Origin of the sequence: Exiguobacterium artemiae (assembly GCF_033342815.1) — a bacterium.
In the GTDB taxonomy this organism is placed as follows: Bacteria; Bacillota; Bacilli; order Exiguobacteriales; family Exiguobacteriaceae; genus Exiguobacterium_A; species Exiguobacterium_A artemiae_A.
Genome location: NZ_JAWPEN010000013.1, coordinates 15,185 through 38,852 on the forward strand (window position 1 = coordinate 15,185; position 23,668 = coordinate 38,852).

General features: G+C 44.0%; 19 protein-coding genes. 14 read left to right on the forward strand and 5 right to left on the reverse strand.

Translation table 11 applies throughout. From position 1 onward, the window contains the following. Positions 1-17 precede the first annotated feature (17 nt). Positions 18-440, forward strand: coding sequence for a zinc ribbon domain-containing protein (locus R7V76_RS12060; protein WP_318092707.1), 423 nt, complete (start codon positions 18-20; stop codon positions 438-440). After that, a complete protein-coding gene (locus R7V76_RS12065) occupies positions 437-2,167 on the forward strand; it encodes a zinc ribbon domain-containing protein (protein WP_318092708.1) in 1,731 nt (576 codons plus the stop codon). The genes R7V76_RS12060 and R7V76_RS12065 overlap by 4 nt, the downstream gene beginning before the upstream one ends. A gap of 41 nt (positions 2,168-2,208) precedes the next feature. Here the strand turns inward: R7V76_RS12065 and R7V76_RS12070 are convergent, their stop codons facing one another. After that, positions 2,209-2,892, reverse strand: a complete 684-nt coding sequence (locus R7V76_RS12070; protein WP_318092709.1) for a hypothetical protein — start codon at positions 2,890-2,892, stop codon at positions 2,209-2,211. Beyond that, positions 2,889-3,635: a zinc ribbon domain-containing protein gene (locus R7V76_RS12075; RefSeq protein WP_318092710.1), complete on the reverse strand. Its 747-nt coding sequence runs from the start codon at positions 3,633-3,635 to the stop codon at positions 2,889-2,891. Before R7V76_RS12075 ends, R7V76_RS12070 begins: the two co-directional genes overlap by 4 nt. An 87-nt stretch (positions 3,636-3,722) precedes the next feature. Here R7V76_RS12075 and R7V76_RS12080 point away from each other — a divergent pair, with 87 nt between their 5' ends. From R7V76_RS12080 to R7V76_RS12120, 9 genes are all read left to right on the forward strand, one after another. Then, positions 3,723-4,946, forward strand: a complete 1,224-nt coding sequence (locus R7V76_RS12080) for a hypothetical protein (protein ID WP_318092711.1) — start codon at positions 3,723-3,725, stop codon at positions 4,944-4,946. 21 nt (positions 4,947-4,967) lie between these two features. Beyond that, positions 4,968-5,873 carry a hypothetical protein gene (locus R7V76_RS12085; protein WP_318092713.1) on the forward strand — a complete coding sequence of 302 codons (906 nt, stop codon included), beginning with the start codon at positions 4,968-4,970 and terminating at the stop codon, positions 5,871-5,873. Positions 5,874-6,093: 220 nt separating this feature from the next. Continuing rightward, a complete protein-coding gene (locus R7V76_RS12090) occupies positions 6,094-8,700 on the forward strand; it encodes an immunoglobulin-like domain-containing protein (protein WP_318092714.1) in 2,607 nt (868 codons plus the stop codon). A gap of 186 nt (positions 8,701-8,886) precedes the next feature. After that, a complete protein-coding gene (locus tag R7V76_RS12095; protein ID WP_318092715.1) occupies positions 8,887-9,558 on the forward strand; it encodes a response regulator transcription factor in 672 nt (223 codons plus the stop codon). Beyond that, the gene (locus R7V76_RS12100) at positions 9,555-10,949 is read left to right on the forward strand and encodes a sensor histidine kinase (protein WP_318092716.1); all 1,395 of its coding nucleotides are present in this window, start codon (positions 9,555-9,557) and stop codon (positions 10,947-10,949) included. The genes R7V76_RS12095 and R7V76_RS12100 overlap by 4 nt, the downstream gene beginning before the upstream one ends. 93 nt (positions 10,950-11,042) lie before the next feature. Continuing rightward, positions 11,043-11,822: a DUF3919 family protein gene (locus R7V76_RS12105; RefSeq protein WP_318092717.1), complete on the forward strand. Its 780-nt coding sequence runs from the start codon at positions 11,043-11,045 to the stop codon at positions 11,820-11,822. Beyond that, complete coding sequence (locus R7V76_RS12110) at positions 11,819-12,811, forward strand: ABC transporter substrate-binding protein (RefSeq protein ID WP_318092718.1); 993 nt, start codon at positions 11,819-11,821, stop codon at positions 12,809-12,811. The genes R7V76_RS12105 and R7V76_RS12110 overlap by 4 nt, the downstream gene beginning before the upstream one ends. Positions 12,812-12,844: 33 nt before the next feature. Next, a complete protein-coding gene (gene uhpT, locus R7V76_RS12115) occupies positions 12,845-14,257 on the forward strand; it encodes a hexose-6-phosphate:phosphate antiporter (RefSeq protein WP_318092719.1) in 1,413 nt (470 codons plus the stop codon). Between the two features lie 141 nt (positions 14,258-14,398). After that, complete coding sequence (locus R7V76_RS12120) at positions 14,399-15,931, forward strand: FAD-dependent oxidoreductase (RefSeq protein ID WP_318092720.1); 1,533 nt, start codon at positions 14,399-14,401, stop codon at positions 15,929-15,931. 37 nt (positions 15,932-15,968) lie between these two features. On the opposite strand, the gene R7V76_RS12125 is transcribed toward R7V76_RS12120, so the two are convergent. Beyond that, positions 15,969-16,646 carry a DUF3298 and DUF4163 domain-containing protein gene (locus R7V76_RS12125; RefSeq protein WP_318092721.1) on the reverse strand — a complete coding sequence of 226 codons (678 nt, stop codon included), beginning with the start codon at positions 16,644-16,646 and terminating at the stop codon, positions 15,969-15,971. Between the two features lie 343 nt (positions 16,647-16,989). On the opposite strand from R7V76_RS12125, the gene R7V76_RS12130 reads away from it, so the two are divergent. Further along, a complete protein-coding gene (locus tag R7V76_RS12130) occupies positions 16,990-18,009 on the forward strand; it encodes a fatty acid desaturase (RefSeq protein ID WP_318092722.1) in 1,020 nt (339 codons plus the stop codon). Positions 18,010-18,131: 122 nt separating this feature from the next. Continuing rightward, positions 18,132-18,644 carry a VanZ family protein gene (locus R7V76_RS12135; protein ID WP_318092724.1) on the forward strand — a complete coding sequence of 171 codons (513 nt, stop codon included), beginning with the start codon at positions 18,132-18,134 and terminating at the stop codon, positions 18,642-18,644. A 55-nt stretch (positions 18,645-18,699) separates the two neighbouring features. Here the strand turns inward: R7V76_RS12135 and R7V76_RS12140 are convergent, their stop codons facing one another. Next, the gene (locus tag R7V76_RS12140) at positions 18,700-18,894 is read right to left on the reverse strand and encodes a hypothetical protein (RefSeq protein WP_318092726.1); all 195 of its coding nucleotides are present in this window, start codon (positions 18,892-18,894) and stop codon (positions 18,700-18,702) included. A gap of 401 nt (positions 18,895-19,295) precedes the next feature. On the opposite strand from R7V76_RS12140, the gene R7V76_RS12145 reads away from it, so the two are divergent. Beyond that, positions 19,296-20,675 carry an ankyrin repeat domain-containing protein gene (locus R7V76_RS12145; RefSeq protein WP_318092728.1) on the forward strand — a complete coding sequence of 460 codons (1,380 nt, stop codon included), beginning with the start codon at positions 19,296-19,298 and terminating at the stop codon, positions 20,673-20,675. 83 nt (positions 20,676-20,758) lie between these two features. On the opposite strand, the gene R7V76_RS12150 is transcribed toward R7V76_RS12145, so the two are convergent. Beyond that, positions 20,759-22,855, reverse strand: coding sequence for a 5'-nucleotidase C-terminal domain-containing protein (locus R7V76_RS12150; protein ID WP_318092729.1), 2,097 nt, complete (start codon positions 22,853-22,855; stop codon positions 20,759-20,761). Positions 22,856-23,668: the final 813 nt, after the last annotated feature.

Sequence of the window (23,668 nt, forward strand, 5' to 3'; positions counted from 1 at the left end):
TCAGGGAGGAAACATAAATGATGGATTGGAAAATGATAAAATCACGATTTCAAGAAATGACACCTAAAGAATTACATGAAAATGCTGAACAAGCTCGACGTGAAAAAGGACGTCTTTTATACGAAATCGGAGAGCGGCATTATATGAAGCTTCGAAGTGAAGGGCGCCGTGATGAAATTAAAGACATTTTGGCGCAGGAAGTCCTTGTATTTGGTGCATTATCACGAATTGAAGAAATGGAAGTTGAAGCGGCGCAAAAGCAATGTAAGTCATGTCGAACCGCACTAGAACCGGGAGCGAAATTTTGTGGTAAGTGTGGTACAGCGGTTCCCAGAGAAACTGATCAGATGAAGGTAGAATGTTCTACTTGTCATACACCACAACGGAACGATCAACAATACTGTACATGCTGTGGATCCGAAATGGGGCAACATCTATGAAGTACTGCTCGACCTGTGGGAAAGCTCATGCTCAACATGCTCAGTATTGTAGTGTAGACGGAACAGTACTCGATAAACAGTTAAGACCGATTCGCTTTGAACAAGCAGCTCACTTTTGTGTTGGATGCGGACATCAGATGGATAGTCGTTCTTCTTATTGTCCGAGTTGTGGTCATTCGCGACTTGTGGCAGCAACGTCAGAAGGTTCGATCGTAGATCGTTTACCAGGCATGGATGATATTCGTAAAAAATGGAAGACACAAAATTGGGGGACGAACTCAACATGGAAAGAGCGGGGAAGAACACTTTTTTCACGCTTTGATCTGTCGACTTCGAATCCAAGTCTAGTAGTCGGAAGCGTAGCCGCCCTGATTTGCTTCGCAGCAATCATTGTTTTATTGTTCATTATTCTGGGTCTTGTTAGTGGAGAGGCCTCCCTTGATTCATTAAAGACTGCTCAACAGAATATCGGAAGTGATTATAGTGCAGTTGGTCTCTTTTTCTTCTTGTTATTTGTATCGCTGGCAGGTCTTCAACTGACATCAAGTGAGGACTTAAAATCGTGGTTGATCACGGAAGTATCGCGTGGAGATGCCGAGTATTTACCGGAGATTCAGAAAGCAGTCAATCAATTAGATTTTCACATTTTCTCCGGACATCTTCTTCTTTCATTACCCGGCCTCTTCCTCCTAATGGGCAGTGCGTGGTTACTGGAAAGAGGTGGAGTCGTTGGAGGGAAGGCAGTTTCGTGGAACGAACGAATTGAACGGACCTTCATCTTTTCACTGACATTAGCTCTCATTGCTTTACTGGTCGGATTGTTTGCGACAGACTTTGGTATTTTTGATCTTCATCTATTAAAAGGTATCTTACGGACTTTCTTCATCTCGTTTTCTGGCGTTTTGCTGTTCCTCTTTATCGGACAAAAAGAATTACGCGGATCTTGGCAAGTCGGTCGGGTTGCTGCAATGACTCTGATGAGCATTTATTTAGCAGGCGTTCTTATGACATCAATCGGACAACTCTATTATCTAAACGAATTAGATGAACTAGATAATGCCGCTGTTGGAGAGACGACAAGTCTCGTACTCCTAAGTGGTGCTTCACCGATTTATGTAATGTCTCAAGCCGGACAAGTTGATTTTAAAATGACGGTCTTAACAGAAGAATACCGTCTTGGCGCTGCCTTATATGGAGAAGACCGATTAAATGACTTAGAAAAGCCCGTCACAGAAGCAGAAGAAGCATCGGGTCTTAATCGGATTCAAGACATTGTAGGTAATCAAATCGAGAATGGAAATGATCCAACGCTCGATCCGAAAGTCACACGTTTTGATGAAACAGTCGATGTTGGTCTTGTATCTCGTATGATCGAAATAGCGGATAGTACATCTCCTTTTGAAGAAGAACAACTTCTTCGCACAAGCGTTGCGCCATACGGATTGATTTTCCTTCTTCTCATGTTTGCTCTCCATATCGTGATAGGTTTCCGCTGGATACGAACGTTACGGGCTACGGTCGTATACGGAAGTGTTTTCCTCGTTGGAGGTCTCGTATTGGCATATTTCACACAGACGAGACTTGAAGTTCAGTGGGATGGAGATCTCATGGCTGGTGTCGTCATCTCAAGCCTGACTCTTTGGAATGCTTTTATGCTCTTCTTCTTCCCATTCCTCGGTGGTTTAGCAGGATATGGACTACGACGTTTAAAAGGTACGAAAGCGTAATATATAAAAACGCTTGTCTCCGTATGAAGACAAGCGTTTTATCATAAAGACTGATTTTTTGACTTTTCAAAGTCTACAGTTGAGTCTTTTTCAATACCGGAATCTCGAAATGTTAAGTGACCATCCTCATCAAAAATAATTTCAAGCGATGATTCATAGAAATAAACCATTAGACTGTTTTCCGAATCAAAGCGACCTGTATATTCAAAGTCATCGAGAGGTTCACCTTCGTAGTCGAGTACATCATGGAGGGTCAGTGTTGCTTTCCGATTAGGATACGTACTGACGTCGATTGTTGCATTTGAGTAATCCTGCTCATACTCACCTTGGTCACTCGTTGTGTAAGTGTAGGTACCTTGAAAATCTTTAAATTCTCGCTCAATGTTGAGTAAAGTTCGATGATATGTGGAAGCTTGATTTGCAAGTGATCGATCTCCGAACGTTTGGTTCATGACACGTTCGGCAAATTTAACAGCGTTTGTAGTCTGATTCATATAAATAGCTGCTTCAAGATCATGAAATGCTTCTTGTTGCTGACTCAGAGCAATCAGATGTTTGTCGGTCGCACCTTCTAATTTTGCTTTTTCAAACCATTGTTTCTCTTGGTCGAGTTCACCTTCGAGCGTACTTTGTGCACTTTGTTTCATATACAAGTTAGCAGACTCATTTGCACAACCACTTAATAAAACGGCGAAGATAATCGTAAGACTCGTTCGTAACATCATGATTTGATCTCCTTTTTAAATGAACGTTTAACTGAAGTGATTGTGTATGTTCCATCGTCAAAACTCAATTCATAGTTCGTAATCGACTTATGTAGCTGTTTGTCTTCTTCTGCAAAACTTTTACGTGAATAGGTTTCAGTTGTTTGAACATGGAATTGATTTTTGCTAATTAATTCGATCGAATCAAACGTCATATCTTGTAATGTCACGTAACTGTACGGGTCATCCTCAGAAAAGTCTAAACGATTTCCAAAAAAATGAAGCTCGTCGTCTGTCAAATCCTCTTCACCGTAGAAAAGATCGGAATAAGGACTGTAATCTTCGATGCTCGAATCGTAGTAACTCCAGTCGCTATCTTGTTTATTGAGAGAAGGAAGACGCTGGGTGTAGACACTTAGAAAGCGATAAAGTGAATCTGGTGAAGCAGAGTCAAATACGAGATAATCTTCTAATTCCTCATCTGCTAACTGACTACGTTGCGTGCCTGCGAACCCTTGAGGCAGTACTTCGTCACGATCAGCTGCTGAGTGAGTTAGCTCGCTTGTCTGAAACAAAGGTTGTGAAGACTGGTACCTTGCATAAGCCAAAACACCGCCTCCTACTAAAAGTAGAAATACAAGTGAAAATAACATCCAGGTCTTTTTAGAAAAACGTGAGTGTTTTCTAACACTTTTTTGTCCACAAACAGGACAGAAAATCATTTGGTCATTCATAGGGGTATGACAGTTTGAACAATGTGCCATCTATGTGTGCACTCCTTTCTTACCATGGTTATTATAATGTAAAATAAAGATAAAAATAACAAAATTTTCATAAAAGGAGAAATGATTATGGATCCATACGAACGATTAGGAATATCAAGAACATCGAGTAACAAAGAGTTAGATAAAGCTTATGAAGAAAAATTAATGGCATACCCTGAAGAATCAGAAGAACGCACAGAAATTGAACGGGCATACGTCGTGATCAAATACGAAAGAAAACAAAAACAAAAGCGAAATAAAAGAGGTGTCGGCATTGTAAGTCTTCTTTTGATAGCAGGGATTACCGGAGGTGCCTATTATTACTGGGGCATGGAAGAAGACGTTGTTGCTAAAAAATCAAACGAACCTAAGTCGAATGCCACATTTGTCATAGGGGAAGAGGAAGCGAAAGAGGACGAGAAAAAAGAATCGACTTCCAAAGAAAAAGGTAAAACGAAAGAAGATATGAACTTAGAGGAATCGTATGAACAAATCAGTGATATTTCCGAGATTTTCTTTCGTGAGTTGGAAGATGCATTGACTGACCGAACAGTTAAGGGTCTTTCTGTTAGTACAAGCACCTACAATCAAGGCTTTCAAAAAAGTCTGAACGACTTAATCAACGGCGGATACATCTTCGATGGAGAGTTAACGATCAACGATATTCCTCAGAGTGATATTGTCATCAAAGGTGATCAAGCGACAGTGAAAGTGACGGTTGATTACTCGTCTCGTTCTTATCAGCCTTATTTTCATGAACGACCAGACCCAAGTACAATCGTCTGGCAACTGGATTTAACGAAGTCAGAACAGGATTGGTTAGTGACGAATCGAACGTCGCTTTCTGATTCGGCAAAAGGTCGTGGTATGGAAGTGAGACAATCCGTGAAGGACGACATCATCAGCACCATCAATGATCATGCCAGTGAATGGAAAAGTGCATATGAGAGCATGGATACGTCTTATTTTACGTTGTACAGAGAACCGGATTACTTGGCAAGACAACAAAGTTACTATAACTCTTTAGAAAAGAGAGGCGTTTACTGGGAAGGATATTTTGACAGTATTGAATATTCACCATCGTCCATTAAAATCAGTGAAAATGCGACTGATTTATCAGCTACGATTGAAGCGATTTCTTATTATGTAGGCGATTATTATGATGAAGACGATTCGCTCGTGGAAGAAGATCCAGGCGATAACGTACCGTTTCGCTATCATCTCAAATATGACCTGAATCAAGAACAATGGTTTATCAAGAGTACCGAACAATTAAGTTCATTTAGCGTCAATGATGCAGAACGCTATTAACCAAACGAGGAGGAAATTGAAATGAAAAAAACAATACTATTTACAACGGCAGGGCTGTTAATCAGTCTCTTGCCTATCCAGATGGATTCGGCAGCGGCACTCAGTAAATCAGAAAATAAGATTGTCGATAAACAACTCGCTTCATTAAAGAAAAGTAAACTCTCAGGCGGATATAAGCCGATTGATGTGCGGTCCGTTTATTTACTCGGAGGAAAGTATCCGGAAACGTTTGTTTTGTATGAACGCTTTAACTCAAAAACGTATATGAACGACGTCATCGGAAAAGCTCAGAAATACGATGCGAAAAAGAAAAAATGGTCTACGGTATATACATACACAGACCGAGATACGGATTATTATGATGTTGAAGCAAAAGGAAAAATGATGGATAACAAAAAAGAACAGTTGGTGATTGGACCGACTGGTGGAAGTGGCGGGTACTTCACACCCATTTTATTAGGATCGACAGACGGAAAGAAGATCAAAAAGATTTTTGAAGCAAAAGAATCTTATGGATTTGGTAAAGCGGTCATCCGTGATAAAAAACTGTATGTCGGGTCGATGACAATCGTTCATGATGTCTACTCCTACAAAGGGACGAAATTAAAACATCGTGACGGGACAGGAGCGGACGATCGGAAAGTCGCCGGGAAAGTTTCGAAGTATATGACGTTAGATCGCTATGCAGGCTATACGTATTTAACAAGTCCTCACAACATCAGCCTAAAGAAAGGGCAATCGGTTGCGGTGGTCCGTGAATACAAAGATGATACGACCCCATACGTGTATCGTGCGCTTTCATCAGGTGAAGGTCGTCTCAAAATGGAAGGCTATCATTTCAAGGCGGTTAAAACAGGTGTCGAACGGTGGACGTTTGAGCCGGATGCTTATGGAGAAGCGGACAAAGTGAAGTTTACGATTCGTTAAATCAAAGGGAATTAAATATGACATGCAGTGACTTCGAAAAAATTTCGGAGTCATTTTTGTCATGTTCAAAAAAAGAGTAGGTCTTGTACAAATACTAAAGAATCAATTGATATAAGAAATCAAAACAATATACATACAAAAAAATCAATAAGTTAGAATTAAATGGAATATTAGATTTTATTTTACGAACGTCAGTATAGACGTTTAAAAGGAGATCATCATGTCGAAATTGTCGTGGAAACATGTACTGGCTACAGGGCTTATTGCATCACTCATCGTACCTCATTCATACGTTTTAATGACACCGTTAAATGTTCAAGCAGCAATTGTTCAAGGACACGGAGAAGTCACTCCGATTGAAGGAAGATTTTTATTAAAAGATACCGTGCTTGAGAATCAAACGATTGAAGAAAATCTGTATATCGGACCGGATGCCCACGTCATCTTAAAAAATGTACGTACGACGGGCAATGTTTATGTGTACGGGACGTTGGAAAGTAAAGGAAACGTCATGGTAGAGGACATGATTCGTGCCAAACGAATCGTTCGTGAAGCGACTACCGTTCAACGCGAGCAAGGGACGGCTTACTTTATGAAAGGTGATCAAGTCGAGTTCGACGTCGAGACGACTACTATCATTCCACGCATGCCGCTTCAGATTTATGGAAAGCCACTTATTCCGGTTGATGGAAAAGTGTCGTTTACAGGAGCGACGTCACCGGTACTCGAAGCGACGATTGATGGGAAGTCGTTACCCCTTCAGGCGAACGGTACATTTTCCGTCCAGGATTATGATATCGTCGGTAAAAAAGGAATTGAAATCATCTTGAAGGACATCTTCGGAAATCAATTCAGACAACGTCTCGGCATCATGGATCAATCGAAGCCGGAAGTCGATGCTTCCTTGACGACAGGTCTATATTCAGGAACAAAAGAAGTGAAACTCGAGGCGACGAAGGAAGCGACCATCTATTACACGACGGACGGGTCGAAACCGACGGAAGACAGTTCGAAGTATTACGAACGTTATCCGATTCTATTGGACCGGACGACACAGTTACGTTATGTAGCGATCGATACCTTTGACCTTCGTTCAGAAGTGTATGAACAGCAGTATTATTATTACGACATCAACCCCGTGTCGAAATCAGATAAAACGCTGACAGGAACAGGCGTCCCGGGAATGGAGCTGAAAGTCTATCAAAATCAAGCATTGCTCGGAAGTGTCACGGTCTCAAACACAGGAACGTTTGAATTACCGATTGTAGAGCAAGAAGTTGGGACGGAGTTGACGATTGAAGCTTCCTATGAAAACTGGCAGGCGACACCAAAACATCTTGAAGTTCAAGAAGAGACAGCCGTTCGTCTTGATGTTCCAATGACAATCAATGATGATATTTTACGATTGGAGGGAACGACCGAGCCGTTTGCACGAGTTGAAATCACAGGCGGACGAAATGTTGTCTATGGCGAGGGTGGTCTTGGATCCGGCGAAGCCGATGCGGACGGTCATTTTTCAATTGCGTTTGACTATCCTGACGATAGTAAAGCTATTCGTGTTCAAGCTGTTGGAGACTATCGAAGAACAAGTGCCGTCAAAACCGTCCATCTGCATGACGTGACAGCACCAATCATGGAGCACGTCGGGAAGCTGTCGGATACTCAAACCATGTTACCAGTCGGTGGCGAAGGGAACGATACGATCATTGAAGTCTACCGGGGACAAGAACGGATTGCAATGCGTCATACAGGACCGTCGCGGTACAGTGACATGTATTACATCGATCTTCCGAAGCAAACTGCCGGAACGAAATTGATGGTGTATTTGAAAGACATATTCGGGAACCGGAGTCCTGGTCGCGAAGTGATCGTCGAAAAAGCGAAGCCGTTCTTCCAGTTTAATGTGGACCATATGACGAACGAAGCGACGAAGATTACCGGAAAGACGGAGCCCTTCATGCAAGTCACGGCACGTCTCGGGAAAAAGAGTGTACAAACGATGTCTGACGCGAAAGGGATGTTTGTGTTATCGCCCGTCGCCTTACGCGGACAACAGTATATTACATTTGAAGTGAAGGATCTAAAAGGCAACCTGCATGTTACTGAGGAAAAAAGGATTGAAGATGTCATCGCTCCAAAAATCGAGGGAGCTACCGGACTGACGATTCCGGCCAGTCAATCATTTGATGTATACAAAGGGATTCGCGTGATCGATGAGACGGATGGCGATGTCAAAGAATTACTGAGCGTGACCGGGAATCTTGATCTTAACCAACCAGGGCGCTACAGTCTGATTTATACTGCATACGATTTATCACGTAATAAAAGCGAAGTCAAACGGATCATCACGATCAAAGATATGACACGCCCGGTGATTGATGGTGCGGACGATCTGGTCTTAATGGTCAACGAACGATTCCGTCCGAAACGGAATGTGACCGCTTCCGACAACGTCGATGGAGATGTGACAGAACAGCTGAAGATTTCCGGAACGGTGTCTACCGATAAAGTCGGGGTCTATCCTGTGACGTACAGTGTCCAGGACGCGGCCGGCAATAAACGGACACATATCCGAAAAGTCACTGTTAAGGATACGACCGCTCCGGTCCTGAAGGGAGCGGTCTCGAAAACGATTAAGCAAAACAGTTTGTTTAATCCGAGTTCCGGTGTAACAGCATCAGATGAAGTGGACGGCATGTTAACGAATCAAATTAAAATTACGGGACGGGTCGATACGAAGCGCGAAGGCATCTATCCGTTGACATACCGCGTAAAGGATCGTTCGGGCAATGAAACGGTCGTCCAGATCAAGATTACGGTGAAGTGAGTGATTGTATGATACAAAGCATCTAAAATATAAAGTTTAAAAAAGAATTCTATTCCTAAAAAAAGGGGATAGAGTTCTTTTTTGAGTGATTCATGTGCAGGGAGTAATTAAAATAGTTGGAAAATTTTCGTGAAAGCGATACCATGATAAGCTAAGAAACAAGAACAAGTAGAGAGAAGGATACTTATGCATATTTTAGTGGTTGATGATGAAGAGAGCATCCGTCATCTCGTTCGATTACAGCTGGAAATCGAACACTATCAAGTCGAGACAGCAAAAAGTGGAGAAGAAGCATTGAAGCTGCATGCAACGCAATCATTTGATCTAATCATTCTTGATTTAATGCTGCCCGATACGACCGGATTTGATTTGATTCCACAGTTACGGGCATCGCAACCTGATTTACCGATTTTAATGCTGACTGCACGTGATCAGATGAATGATAAAATCATTGGTCTGCAACTCGGAGCTGATGATTACATGACGAAGCCGTTTAACGGTACGGAACTTGTACTACGTGTGAAAAATTTGCTGAAACGTGTTGTTCAAATGACTCCAAAACCATTTACCGTAGACGATTCTTTTTTGACGATTGATTCGGCAGAGCGGACGATTTCGTTGGACGGAGAGCCGCTTCCGTTAACGTATCGCGAATATGCATTGCTGGCACTGTTTTTGCAACATCCAAAGCGTGTTTTTGAACGGGAAGAATTGCTTGAGCAAGTATGGGGCTTTGATTTTTCAGGACAAACCCGGGCTGTTGATATTATGATTCAACGTCTGCGAAAAAAACTGGGACCTCAAGGGGAACGACTCAAGACCATTTACGGAGCCGGTTATAAATGGGTCGACGCATGAAACTTCAACAGGTCATCATAGAAAATTTTGTTCTTTTACTCGTTTCAGCTTTATTGACTTTCTTTTTAATCATCTATGCATTTGTTCAATCAAATCTATATGACAATGCGGTTGAGTCCGCGCAAAAATTGAGTCGGGAAGCACAGCTGTACACAATGAGTTATCTTGAGAACGAACAGGCGGATTCGTTGGCGGAGAGTGCGGTACCGATTGCCTCTTACCTCGCAAGCCGCTTTGATGTCCGTATTCAACTATTCGGATCAAAATCTGAATTACTGGCGGATTCCGAACGTGATCAATTGCCCCTTCTTGCGAGTGATATCGATCAGGCTTTGAAAGGGACCAAAAGTTATTTGTTTTTAAAAGAAAACGAAGCACCTGTCTTATTTTTTTCGAGTCCGATTTACGATGAGACAGATATCGTCGGATCCATTCGTTTTTTAGTGGATCTGAAACCGGAAGCTGATTTATTAAGACAACTTACTTATGTGTTCAGTGGTGTCTTTCTTATTTTACTCGGTCTTGCCGTCGTTACAGCACGCCGGATGTCCCGGACAATCATCGAACCAATCGATGATTTACGAAGTGTTTCGCATGCTTTGACGAAAGGTTATTATGCAAATGAGTTGCCGGAATATCCCTATGAGGAGTTAAATCGTCTTGCAGCAGATTTTGCTTCACTGGCGGATGCGGTTCAACATAACATTCGGCAACTCGAGCATGAACGTGCGGAACAACAACTGTTCATTGATCAGGTGACACATGAACTTCGGACACCGATGACGGCAATCATGGGGTATGTCGATTTAATTCCGAAGCTTGAGGCGGAAGAAGCCGCAAGGTGTTATCAGTACATTGAAACTGAGAGCCGGCGTTTATTACGACTGGTCTCAGACAATTTGGAGAACGCTAAACAAAAAAGAATGAATGGACAACTTGCATCGACGATGTTTGATGTTGAGGCGCTTATTCAAGACAGTTTATTTATCATGAAACTCCGGATGGACCAGCACGGCATCAAAGTACTGATGAATTTGTCACAAGTATTTGTACTGGGACAACCGGATCAGACCAAACAAGTAGTGTTGAACATACTCGAGAATGCAGTTAAATATAGCGACGCGATGGTTTTGAATATATCAAGCTTTGTGGAAGAGGAATCACTGCATCTAAGGATTGAGGATGATGGGATTGGAATTGATCCGTATGTTCTAAAAGAACTTTCTTCAGGAACGGATTCTCTGAAATCAGCAGGAGGGAACGGTCTTGGTCTGTTACTTTGCCGTCAATTGATGAATGAGCAAGGCGGCCGTTTTTTAGTGGATAGTGACGAGAATGGGACGAAAGTTGAAATCATCTTTCGTCTTGCCGATCAAAACAAAAATTTATGAAAACGCTTTCTAAAAGATACATTTACGAAACAATTGAGTCTGATTTGCGAAACAATTGACCTGTAATCTAAGAACCAAGCAAGGAGATGAACCATGAAGGCTTCGACATTCGTTTACCTTATTTTGATGGGCATCCTGTTTGTCCTCGGTCTTCTTTTACTTCAACAAAACGTTTTTGGTCGACTGCATATCATCAAAGACAATCCGGATATCCTGAATCAATCAGACAACTCGGTTCCGACCGAGTTGACGATTCGTCACCGTGCATGGGGCGAACAGACGATTGAGGATGGAAACGAAATCCAACGTATCACCAGCCTGTTGAAGCAAATGAAGACGGCGACAAATGAAGACTGTCCAGCCGGGATGACGACGTTTACCGGAACACTTCGTTTCTTGAATGGAACGTCATGGTCGTTTTCACTAGGGGAAGGGATGATTTTGAATGGTCGCTGCATTGCGGCACATCCTCTTAGTCAGACGACAATGCTCAAAGCCCGTCTGTTAAATGCGTATCATAATCCGCAAGAGCTTTCGCGACAAGTCATTCAAGCCGAAGAAGTGATTCTTTTCGAAGCAGGACGATCGAGGAAAATCGATTCTCGTCTTCGGAAAGTGCTTGAGGAAAAAATCAAGAAGGCAGAACCGATGACGGATTATGAAGAGGTCGGCCGGGCACTAAATTCAAGTGATAAACCACGTGTTCTTCAAATCGCTCGTTATGCCAATGAGACAGGAAAACGCGATAACCTGATGAACATTACCATTTATGATGCGTTATTCAGCGTCCAATACATGGATGATGATAATGGAAACACGTTTTACCTTAAGGGATCGCTCGCATCAGTATGGAAGGGGGCGAAACGTCGATGAGAAAAGGGATACTCTTCTTGCTGAGTATCATTTGTGTCATAAGTATTTGGATCGTCCAAAACAACCAACAAACAAAACGAGGAACAGCTGCAAGAGAAATGACACCACACTTGACCGCCTATGTCTCGGCAAAAGAAGATATCGGGCGTGCCCTCTTATCATCCTATTGTGAGGCTAAGAAATGTACGTATGAATTTGTCCGGCTTTCGACAGAAGAATTGGTTCGCCGGGTGACTCAAGAAGCGGATCATCCGCGTGCAGATATCATCATCGGCGGGACATGGGATGCACATCAAACGTTAAAAAAACGTGGATTGTCCACTCCGTTTCCAGCAATTCCGTCGCAGGAAGGATTACAAGACCCGGATCGGTACTGGATCGGTTATGAAGTTGAACGTCTCGCAATCGTCGTCAATAAGGATTTATGGAAGGAACGAATCGGAAAAAACATTCCGTATCCTACCACTCTGAAAGATTTGACACTAGATGTATATCGGGATGAACTGATTTTACCGGATCCTAATCATTCGGGTACAGGTGCAACGATTCTTCAGGCCATTTTTGATGGATATGGTACGTCGGGAGATACGTTGTTACGGCGATTGATCCGTCAGACAAGGTTGTTCACAGCGAACGGATTTGCACCAGTATCTTATGTTGCCAGCGGAGAAGCAATGCTCGGCGTTAATTTCATTGGCGATCAACAATCGTTACGTGAGAAGTACTATCCGATTAAAAGCATTCCACTGGACACGTATTCGATTAATGCGATTTCAAAACTTAAAAATCGGAATCAGCAGGAGCTGTCAAATGATTTCATGCGTTACGTTCTGTCTGAGGACGGACAAGATATTTTACGGAAAGTGTCATTTGGGACACCGACCTATGCCGTTTCGCAAGTGCAGCCAATAAAAAAAAGTGTTGGTCAGGACATTGTATCTGATTATCAGGACTATCTCAGACGATTTAATGTACTCTATGACAAATGATACGAAGACTCAATCCAAGATGGAGGAATAAACATGGGATTCTTCAGTATCAATAAAGTACCAAACGCGGGTATACCGATTGAGGTTCAGCGGAAACAATGGTTAAAACAATTTTTGAAAGCGTTCTTAGTCGTCTTTTTAGCGTATATGGCGATGTATCTCATTCGTAATAACTTTAAGGCTGCCCAGCCGTTAATGAAAGAAGAGCTTGGCTTTTCGACGACGGATCTCGGATACATTGGTTTTGCCTTCTCAATCACATACGGAATCGGAAAGACTTTGCTTGGTTATTTTGTAGATGGGAAAAATACTAAACGTATCATTTCGTTCTTATTGATTCTTTCAGCGATGATTGTAACAGCAATGGGACTTTTAATGAGTGCCGGTGGAAGTCCAATCGGTCTTTTGATGGTATTGTGGGGATTAAGTGGATTTTTCCAGTCAGTCGGAGGACCATCGTCCTACTCGACCATCACACGCTGGACCCCATTTGAAAAACGGGGACGGTATCTCGGATTTTGGAATGTTTCGCATAATATTGGTGGTGCGATTGCCGGAGGACTTGCACTCTGGGGGGCTAACGTCTTCTTTAACGGGAGTGTTGTCGGGATGTTCATCTTCCCGGCCATGATTGCCTTGACGATTGGAGTCGTCGGACTTTTCATCGGGAAAGATGATCCGGAAGAACTCGGTTGGAACCGAAGTGAAGAGATCTTCGAAGAACCGATTGAACCGGAGAATCTGGCAGCGGAAAGCATGACGAAATGGGAAATCTTTAAGACCTATGTCATTTCGAATCCGTGGATTTGGACGCTATGTATTGCCAATGTCTTCGTTTATATCGTTCGTATTGGAATCGACAACTGGGCACCACTTTACGTGACGGAGCATCTGCATTTCAGTACAGCAAGTGCGGTCAATACGATTTTCTTCTTTGAAATCGGCGCGCTTTGCGGAAGTCTGATTTGGGGATATGTGTCTGATTTACTCAAAGGACGCCGTGCACTTGTTGCGACGATTTGTTTATTGCTGACGGCTGTTGCGGTTCTTGGATATCGTTACGGAACTAGCGAGACAATGATTTATGCTTCTTTATTCGCTTTGGGTGCATTAATTTATGGTCCACAGCTGTTAATTGGTGTATCTGTCATCAGTTTTGCGCCTAAAAAGGCAACAACGGTAACTAACGGTATGGTCGGTACATTTGGTTATCTGCTCGGTGATTCCATCGCAAAAGTAGGTCTTGCGAAAATTGCGGATCCTGAAACAAATGGTTTAACGATTGGTTCAATGACGCTACACGGTTGGAATGATACGTTTGTCGTCTTCAATGCCGCGTTAGTACTGGGTGTCATCGCATTAGCTATTGTTGCTGTTGTTGAAGAGAAAAAAATCCGCCGACTTGGTTTGCTCGAGAAACAGGCAAAAGAAAAATTAAGTTCATAAAAAAGTGGCTTCGATTTCGATCGAAGCTATTTTTTTATCTGAATATTTAAATGATATAGTTTATGAATGTTTTTCGGATAACAAGGGTAACTTTAACTGTTAGCCAGAAAGAAAAAACTGACATTTACGGAGGCGGGGAAAATGAAGCAACTGGATGGATTTCCAACATCGTATTGGCGCACTTCGATTGAAGCTTCAACTTATCCGACATTAGACCGTGACCTGACGAGTGATGTCGTCGTTATCGGAGCCGGTATCGCCGGACTCGTTACAGCGGTTCAACTGATCGAACGGGGCTATGACGTGACGTTGATTGAGGCCGACCGGATTGCGAGCGGGACGACCGGCTATACGACAGCAAAAGTCTCGTCACAACACGGCTTGATTTACGACGAATTGATCGAGACATTTGGCGAAGAAAAAGCACGACTTTATTACGAAGCGAATGAAGAGGCGATTCGCTTTCTGCGGGATCAGACGAAACGTTTGGCAATCGACTGTGAGCTTGAGGAACAGGATGCCTACCTGTACGTGGCATCAACCGGACCGAAACACAAGCAACTGATCAAAGAAGCAGATGCCTACAGCCGGCTTGGGATCAACGGCGGTGACGCAACGGATGAAGTTAAAGGGAAGTTACCGTATCCGGTCGAACAAGCACTTGTCATCCGTCAGCAAGCTCAGTTTCATCCCGTCAAATACTTACTTGGTCTTGCGCAGTATTTTACACAACAAGGCGGGAAGCTGTACGAACAGACGCGGGCGACGTCGGTCGAATCAAACCGGACACCGACCGTGTTGCTTGAATCCGGGCATCAGATTGAGGCAAAAAAAGTCATCGTCGCGACACACTTTCCGTTTAATGACTTCAAAGGACTGTATTTCTCGAAACTCGAAGTTCACCGATCGTATATCGTGTCGGGACGTGTTCCGGAAGAATTTCCGGACGGCATGTTCATGAGTGCTGACACGCCGAGCCGGTCACTCCGGCATGTGAAAGCGGCGGACGGAACGCGGCTTGGACTGTTTGGTGGGGAAAATCATTTGTCCGGTCATCAGACGGATACGAAAACCAATTATCAAGCGTTGGCGCATTTCGCTGAGAGTGAATTTGATGTCGCCCAAATCGAGCAATTCTGGTCAGCCCAGGATTTGATTTCGCTGGATAAAGTGCCATACATCGGTCAAATGACGAGTGATGATCCGAACCTCCTGGTCGCGACCGGGTTCGCCAAATGGGGAATGACGAATGGGATTGCAGCCGGGTTGCTTTTATCTGATTTATTGACCGGCACGCCGAACCGCTTCCGGGGATTGTTTGATCCGAACCGGTCGAAGCTGCATAAACAGGATGCCAAACAGTTTGCGAAGAACAATGCCGATGTTGCGATTGAACTGTTGAAGGGGAAAGTCAGTCGTGCCAGTCGAGCAGCAGATGATCTTGAGCTTGATGAAGGAGGACTCGTCCGTCATGCCGGGAAGACGGTCGGCGGATACCGTGATGAATCCGGTGAGTTGCATCTCGTCAAGACGACCTGTACGCACATGGGATGTGACGTCAAATGGAATAACGGGGAACGGTCATGGGATTGTCCGTGTCACGGCTCGCGCTTTGATTACCGGGGAAATGTGTTAGAAGGTCCGGCGGTGAAACCGTTGAAAAAACTGAATTAACGAAAAAACCACGCAGTCATTTGCGTGGTTTTTTGGATTATTTATAAACACTTTTCGGAACAAAGATTTCCGGTTGACCTGTTGCATACGGAGCAATAGCATACGATTGGAAGATGACTTTGATACCGTCTTTCATCATGAGATATTCCGATTTCTTCGAGACATTGACGTCACTTAGTGTATCAACGAAGTAATCGTCATTGTTCTTTAATTTGTTGTAGATGTACTTTTCAACTTTTTTAAATTGTGTCGATGTTTTCAATACACTTGTGATTCGTACTTCTTTACCGGTTTTTAACGAATAGTTGACGCCGTACTTATAGCCGAGTCCGTGTGCACCGACTGTATATTCATAGTCCGATAAAATAAAGGTTAAGTAAGGAGTGTTATTTCCAGCTACCTGATATGAGGTACTATACGTAAAGTTACACATCGAAGGATTCTGTTTGCAGTAAGAAGTTTTTCTTTCTTTCTTCTCGAATGCTTCTACTTCTAAATAGTTTTGATACGCGAACTTAGAGAAAGCCGTTAAGTCCGTATTAATCGTTTTTCGGACACTCGTCGATGGACCTTTCGTCACATAAGGATATTTTAGTGCCTTTTTGTCTTTCGCGTACTTCGTGATAACAGTCGGTTTTGTTGCGGCGTCGACAGACAGTGTCGTCGGTAAAAGTAATGTCGCTGACAGCATAGGAATCAGCCAAGATTTCTTCATTGATAATCGCTCCTTTAAAAGTAAGGTGTTTCTTTTAGTATACAAAATAGAATTTATTTTGTAAGTATTTACCTTAAAATTCTTGTATCTTCAAATGAATATTTTTGCGTCCGTCTGACCTTAAATATTTCGAATGATATCAGAATTTAATATTCAATCCAATTTTTTATGTGCTATAATTACCTGGTGTTAAAAATATTCAAGCGTTTAACTATATCGGTCGGGTCGATCTTTATGTGGATGTTACGAATTCACCGTCACGAACGCCGTTTACAGGTTTTATATCAAGTTCATTTCATTGTAGCGTCGTGAACGCTGTACGAATTCGAGGAGGAAGCAACACATGAGTAAAGAAAAAATCGCCCAGCTTCGCAAGACCGTTTCGCCTTTTGAAAAGGCAGACGTCAAATCCAGCGTCCGGCAGATGATCAATACGATCTTGCCATTTCTCGTCGTCTGGTTTTTGGCTTATCAAGCCTTACAGATTTCCGTTTGGCTCGCGGTCCCGCTTGCGATCATCGGAGCCGGTTTCGTCGTCCGGATGTTCATCATCTTCCATGACTGTACACACGGATCATTCTTTAAAAACAAAAAGGCCAATGCAATCGTCGGAACGATCACTGGCATTCTGACCCTGTTCCCGTACGAAAAGTGGAAACGGGAACACTCGATTCATCACGCTTCAAGCGGGAACTTGGATAAACGCGGTGTCGGTGACATTTGGGTCATGACGATCGAAGAGTATATCGAAGCATCAAAATGGACACGTCTGAAATACCGTCTTTACCGCAATCCGCTCGTCATGTTTGGTCTTGGACCACTCTTATTGATCTTAGTCGTCAGCCGTTTTAACCGAAAAGATGCCCGAAAAAAAGAACGGATCAACACGCATGTCATCAATGCGTCACTGGTCGTCCTGTACGGCATCCTGATTTACTTCATCGGGTGGCAGGCATTCCTGATCATTCAAGGCACGACGATGTTCACAGCCGGTGTCCTCGGGATTTGGTTATTCTACGTCCAGCATACGTTCGAAGACTCGTATTTCGAGGATGAAAGCGAATGGGATTACGTCAAAGCCGCCATCGAAGGCAGCTCGTATTACGAATTGCCGAAAGTCTTACAGTGGGTGACGGGGAACATTGGTTTCCACCATGTCCACCACTTAAGTCCGCGCGTCCCGAACTATAACCTGGAAAAAGCCCATACGGCGACACCACCGCTTCAAAAAGCAACGACAATCGGCTTGTTCTCAAGTCTGAAATCGCTTCGCTATAAATTGTATGATGCAAAAAACAAAACATTCGTGACGTTCGGTGAAATCAAGCACCTGGTGCGTGAACCGAAGACGATGGCTTCATAATAGAATATGCCTTGCTTCCGACTGGGAGTGAGGCATTTTTTTGTCCGGTTATCCGTCTTTTGCCGTATGTCCCGTCTTAAAAGGCATGGTAAGATGGCAAGTATTGAAGGAGAGGTGAAACCATGCGTCGTATACCCGTAGCTTATTTTGCAGCAGGAGCCATTTTACTTTTATTATTCGGATTCAGTTCGATGACGTATCAGCAACAATCGCTGATTCCGTTTCTGACGAATCATATCCCACTCGGATGGGTCTATGCCTTTTCGTTCGTCTCGTTTCATTATGAGGTCCCGATCAGTGTCGCATCACTAGGCCCCGCCGCCTTTCTTGAATTCTTCATCCGGAAAGGGATGCATGCCGGTCTGTTCTTTATCCTTGGCACAAGCCTTGTCCATGTCTTACGTCTGCGTGGATACCGTCCTGCGCCGGCTGCCTTTTTTGCTGCGACGACGGCCATCACTGTCGGCGTCTTTGATGAGTTTCATCAGCAACTGACCGGCGGACGGACACCGCTCGTCGGGGATGTCATCATTGACGGGAGCGGCGCCGTCTTCGGAATCGTCCTCTACACGGCGATTCGCCTGTTCCTAAAAGCCGATCGGATCGTTAAGTCGGAATATCAGCAATCGAGCTGAACACAAAAATACCCGATCGTCTCAGTAAGATTGAGACGATCGGGTATTTTAACGATTAAAACCGTTGAACCCATTCGATTTTGTATTGCGTCCGACCAAATTGTTTGCGGAGCATCGTGTCTGCTTTTTTCCGTGCAGCGGTGTGGTCACCAGCTTTGATCATCAACCGATCCGTGTCCACGACTTCATCTTGTTCAATGACTTGATACTGAACAGTATATTCTTTATTAAATAAGCCTAGAAATCCCAAGAAATTCACTCCCATAATCTTCATTCTATTAGTTAGTATATGGTATTGAATTATGGAATGCAATTTAAATAAATGACTTTTGTCTTACCTATGACAAAAAGGAATATGGTTCAAAAGGAGTATGGTGGTAATGTTTCAAATGTTACAGGAGATAGTCGTATGACTGAATAAAAGTCAGAAGAATATAATTTTTTAGGAATTAAGATATATTTGAGGTAGGTCTTTAGACGTGTTTTGAAAAGGATTATTTTTGTCTCTAAAATATATTAATGGATAATGGTTTGATCGATTAACAAGAATTGCCTTGGAACTCTTATGGAATTATCGGTATGATAAGGGCAGTGAGAAAAAGAGGTGAATCAATGAGTGAAGAAATAAAATATGAAAGACGGTCCGTTAACATGCGTATAGGGAAACGGGAACACGTTTTCTTTACGCTGTTATTAATCAGTACTTTAGTGACAATATGCGGACTCATTGTTGCCTTGTTCACCCTTGAAATAATCGGGATTGTCCTGTTGATCGCAGTCCTCGTTCTACTCGGCATCATTTGGACATGGCAACTCGTCCGAGTAATGACAATCCGGGCAGACGGCATTCTGCTGAGTGAACAGCAACAGCCGCTCGTGTATGAACAGCTTCGGCAGGACGCGGAACGACTGGGATTCTGGAAAGTGCCGGAAATCATCATCACCCACCATAAGACGATCAAACGTCCCCGGACGATCGGATTATTTCAAAAGTATCTGCTTGTGTTACCGGCTGATTATCCGGTGGATGAGACAACCCGGTTTGAGTTGATTCGCGAACTTGTCCATTTAAAACAAAACCATGAAGAGAAACAGATGTTGCTGTTGCTCGGGAGCTGGGTACCGTTCCTGAGGAGTGCTTATCTCCGCGCATGCGAAGAAACGGCTGACCGGCAGGCCCTGGCTTGTCTTCCGGAAGAAGAACGTCTACCGGCGCTTATCCGGTCCGTTGTTGGTCCGGTTGTCTTTCAGACGCTGAACCTGACCGCTTACATCGATCAAAAACGACAACCGCTGTCGTTTGCTGCCGGACTGAGCGAATTGTTCCGAAACCAGTCGTCCGTTTCCCGTCGGTTGACGTTTGTTGGACTGGATGCTCAGCGAAACCGGACGGCCCGTGTAGCAAGTGCTGTTCTAGTCAGTCTGAGCTGTCTTGTACTGGCCGGTCTGGTCTTCGTCGTGACAGAGTTCAAGTTGCCTCAGTGGTTAACGGACGGTGTATCGTCTATTGAACAACAGACGACGGCAAAAGAAGATCTTGGAGAATCAAAGCTGATGGCGGCAATTCAAAAGGGGTCGCTTCAGGAAATCGAAGCCTTGATTCCGAAAAGTGATATGACAGCGGTCGACGCGGACGGGGATACGGCTTTGCATTATCTCGGATACCGCAAGTCGAGTGAGGGACTGGAGACGGTCTTTAAAGCCTTACTGGCTGCCGGCAGCGATGTCGACGCCGTCAATGAGTTCGGCGAACGGCCGTTCATCACCGCTGTTTACAGCAACAACAAGGAATTGGTGGAGCTCTACTTAAAACGGGGCGAAAAAATCAATCAACAGGATGATGAAAAATATACACCACTCCATCACGCGGTTGAAGGTGAAGGAAAAGAGACAGTCGAGCTTTTGCTCGAGCAAGGCGCGGATCCGTCCATCAAAAATGCGGACGGTTATACACCATTGATGATGGCACAGGAGTATGAGCTCGATGACATCATTGCCTTGCTGAAACAAAATCAGACCCAGACGTTATGAAGATAACACCAGGAAGGGATGTCATCCACCTCCTGCAGACGAAAAAAAAGACCGGCTGTTAAGCCCGGTCTTTTTTTGATGACTTATTTTGTTTCTGCTTTTGTATCGACGATCCGACCTTCGATCGAGTAGTTGACTTCGCCAAGTGATTTTGTGAAGTCGCGGAGGTTTTCCCAGTCCGAGAGACCAAGATCCGTCACGCGGCCGTCTTTATAAGCCACTTCGAACGGCGTAAGTCCGTCGCCGCCTTTAGCTGTGAAGGCATTGGTTGCGATGACATACGTTTTCGTAAGGTCGAGCGCTTCAAACGTGTCGCCGTTTTTGACTTCGACTTTCGTGACACGGTCGCCTTTTGCGAGTTTGCTGCTGTACTCAAACTTCATGCCGGAAACGTGGAGGAAACCGCCGTTTTCGATTGGTGCGACACCGACGCTGATTTCAAGCAGGTCTTTGATTTCCTGACCTGTCAATTTCGCCGTTGCGAGTGTGTTACCGAACGGAAGTGTCGTCAAGACTTCACCGACTGTGAGTGGACCGGCATTGATCGCAGCACGGATTCCACCACCGTTTTGCATCGCGATGACTGTATCTTTGTTGTATTCTTTTGCTTTTTGGAGCATACCATCTGTGATCAAGTTCCCAAGGGCCGTTTCGCTGTTCCGGACACTGACTTCGCCACGCGGATTGACGAGTTCATTGACGATGTTCGCGCCGACTTCTTCGTTTTTAAGTTCTGTAATTTGATCCGCGTATGGTTTGAGAATCGTAGCGGCCGTTGCATCTTCTGCTGCTTTTGAAACGTCGATCAATGATCCTTTGTACTCCGTTAATTTCCCTTTGTAATCGAACGTCAGGTTGAGGTTTCCGAGGAAATCACCGTATTGGTAGGCTTGCGCGATGATCGTTGGTTCTGTTTTACCAGGAACGACCGTGTCATCGACGACGACTGGTGTTTCAAGTTTCGTATGCGAGTGACCACCGACGATGACGTCGATGCCATCTACGTTACGGGCGAGCAACTGATCGTTATCGACTGCCGGATTGTCATCAAAACCGATGTGCGTCAAAGCGACGATTTTATTGACACCACGGTCTTGGAGTTTCTTGACGGCTGCTTTTGCACTATCGATGTAGTTTGCGAAAGCAACAGATCCCGGACTTGAAATCTCAGCTGTTTCTTCTGTCGTCAGACCGAAGAAACCTATTTTTTGTCCTTTGTATTCTTTGATGATCCCTTGATAAATTTTGCCTTTTTCAGGACCAGCTGTGATTGTTTTCGATTGCAGACCACCAAGTAATTCGTTTTTGCTGAAATCGACGTTCGTTGTGATGAACGGGAATTTCGCTTTCGTGACGAATTCTTGTAATGCCAAGTGGTTGTCCGCGTCCCCGAGGTCGAACTCGTGGTTACCGAACGTCATCATGTCATATTTCATATAGTTCATCAGCTCAAGATCAGCTTGACCTTTAAATTTGTTGAAGTAAAGCGAACCGGAGAAGACATCGCCTGCATCAAGTAAAAGGGACGGAGTACCGTCTGCTTTGTAGGCAGCGCGAAGTTCTTTAATGACGGTTGCGCGTTTTGGTGCTTTATCGAGATTTGCGTGTGTATCGTTCGTGTGCATCAACCCGATCGAGAAATCATCTTTATTGATATCGAGCACATTGATTTTCGCTTTGAGGGTGATCGTTTTCCCGAGACGTGTGTAGCTCGCGACGGCATATTTGACACCGGCTTCGCTCGTATCGACTTTCGACCAACGGACCGGCTTGTCATAGACACGGCCTGTCGCATAGAGAACAGCCAATGTTTTTGGAAGTTCCGGTTTTTCACCGACATAAATCGTCTGTTCTTTAACACTTTCGACGAACTTGACGGCATAGTTTTGAATGAGGATTTTTACTTCGATCGGCGATTTCTTCTTGCCATACGTTCCTTTGACCGTCTGATAGCGGTTAAAAATGTGGCGATCATAATTTTTCCACGTGATTTTCTCGCCCTTGTATGTAGCAGGTAATTTGACCGGGGCACCTTTTGTAAAGACGAGTGACTTGAGTTTGACCGTTTTGACTTTGACATGCGTTGCTGCCGATACAGTTGTCTGTGCAACCGGCACGATTGCCGATGTCGTCAGGGCGACAGCGACGGCTGCCGCGTAAAGCGGTTTTGATTTATACATACGTAAAAATCCTCCTTCAAAGTGGGTGTATGAATACAAGGTCGAAATGCGATCGTTGACCTCTTCTTCTACTATAAGTCGTTCTTGGCGGATGGTGCGATAAAACTTTTGTAAAATTCGTAAATTCTTAGGTCGGACGACATGACAACCGGGCATAGACGTTCGCTTAAACGCATTTTCATAGTCAATTCGACCTAAACACGTAAAATGATAACGCTTTCATTATAATCTGTCCGAATGAAAAAAGAAACGGAAATATACATCGATTCGTCAAACATTCCCATTAATTCATAATCTATTGATGGAGTTCAGTGCATAAATTCTGTATGATGAAGAAACGAAGAAACTGCGGGAGGAGAGCAACGAGACGATGAAAGAGACGATTCAGGGCACAATGATTTTGGTCATCCTCTGTGTGATGAGCATATTACTGATCTGGGGATTGTCATCCCCGCCAACGACAATTGAATTTCCACTTCTATCCCATTCGGAACCAGTCAGCAGCGATGTCTCTCATACCGCTGCCGACTGGTTTTTTGTTGGTCAGAAAGCTACAGTTTGGTGTCGGTTTGCCCAATAGATTGACATGAATTTTAACGATGGCTAGAATTGATTAAGTGCATGGCATCTGGTGCCTGCCTTTTTAATAGGAAAAGCGTGCTTGAAAAGGGAAGGAGGAATGGACAAACGTGCAGGCGTCTGCCTGTCCGCGGTCGATCGTTCGTTTGAAGAATCGCGAACGGGGTCCGTTTTTTTATTTTGATGTGGATGCAACGGAACTAAAATACATGTACCTTTACAGATCGGAAGGAA

What these genes read in the sequence shown, in the direction of transcription:
- R7V76_RS12060 (WP_318092707.1), top strand. Translation starts at nt 18, where the DNA reads ATGATGGATTGGAAAATGATAAAATCACGATTTCAAGAAATGACACCT.
- R7V76_RS12065 (WP_318092708.1), top strand. Translation starts at nt 437, where the DNA reads ATGAAGTACTGCTCGACCTGTGGGAAAGCTCATGCTCAACATGCTCAG.
- R7V76_RS12070 (WP_318092709.1), bottom strand. Translation starts at nt 2,892, where the DNA reads ATGATGTTACGAACGAGTCTTACGATTATCTTCGCCGTTTTATTAAGT.
- R7V76_RS12075 (WP_318092710.1), bottom strand. Translation starts at nt 3,635, where the DNA reads ATGGCACATTGTTCAAACTGTCATACCCCTATGAATGACCAAATGATT.
- R7V76_RS12080 (WP_318092711.1), top strand. Translation starts at nt 3,723, where the DNA reads ATGGATCCATACGAACGATTAGGAATATCAAGAACATCGAGTAACAAA.
- R7V76_RS12085 (WP_318092713.1), top strand. Translation starts at nt 4,968, where the DNA reads ATGAAAAAAACAATACTATTTACAACGGCAGGGCTGTTAATCAGTCTC.
- R7V76_RS12090 (WP_318092714.1), top strand. Translation starts at nt 6,094, where the DNA reads ATGTCGAAATTGTCGTGGAAACATGTACTGGCTACAGGGCTTATTGCA.
- R7V76_RS12095 (WP_318092715.1), top strand. Translation starts at nt 8,887, where the DNA reads ATGCATATTTTAGTGGTTGATGATGAAGAGAGCATCCGTCATCTCGTT.
- R7V76_RS12100 (WP_318092716.1), top strand. Translation starts at nt 9,555, where the DNA reads ATGAAACTTCAACAGGTCATCATAGAAAATTTTGTTCTTTTACTCGTT.
- R7V76_RS12105 (WP_318092717.1), top strand. Translation starts at nt 11,043, where the DNA reads ATGAAGGCTTCGACATTCGTTTACCTTATTTTGATGGGCATCCTGTTT.
- R7V76_RS12110 (WP_318092718.1), top strand. Translation starts at nt 11,819, where the DNA reads ATGAGAAAAGGGATACTCTTCTTGCTGAGTATCATTTGTGTCATAAGT.
- uhpT (WP_318092719.1), top strand. Translation starts at nt 12,845, where the DNA reads ATGGGATTCTTCAGTATCAATAAAGTACCAAACGCGGGTATACCGATT.
- R7V76_RS12120 (WP_318092720.1), top strand. Translation starts at nt 14,399, where the DNA reads ATGAAGCAACTGGATGGATTTCCAACATCGTATTGGCGCACTTCGATT.
- R7V76_RS12125 (WP_318092721.1), bottom strand. Translation starts at nt 16,646, where the DNA reads ATGAAGAAATCTTGGCTGATTCCTATGCTGTCAGCGACATTACTTTTA.
- R7V76_RS12130 (WP_318092722.1), top strand. Translation starts at nt 16,990, where the DNA reads ATGAGTAAAGAAAAAATCGCCCAGCTTCGCAAGACCGTTTCGCCTTTT.
- R7V76_RS12135 (WP_318092724.1), top strand. Translation starts at nt 18,132, where the DNA reads ATGCGTCGTATACCCGTAGCTTATTTTGCAGCAGGAGCCATTTTACTT.
- R7V76_RS12145 (WP_318092728.1), top strand. Translation starts at nt 19,296, where the DNA reads ATGCGTATAGGGAAACGGGAACACGTTTTCTTTACGCTGTTATTAATC.
- R7V76_RS12150 (WP_318092729.1), bottom strand. Translation starts at nt 22,855, where the DNA reads ATGTATAAATCAAAACCGCTTTACGCGGCAGCCGTCGCTGTCGCCCTG.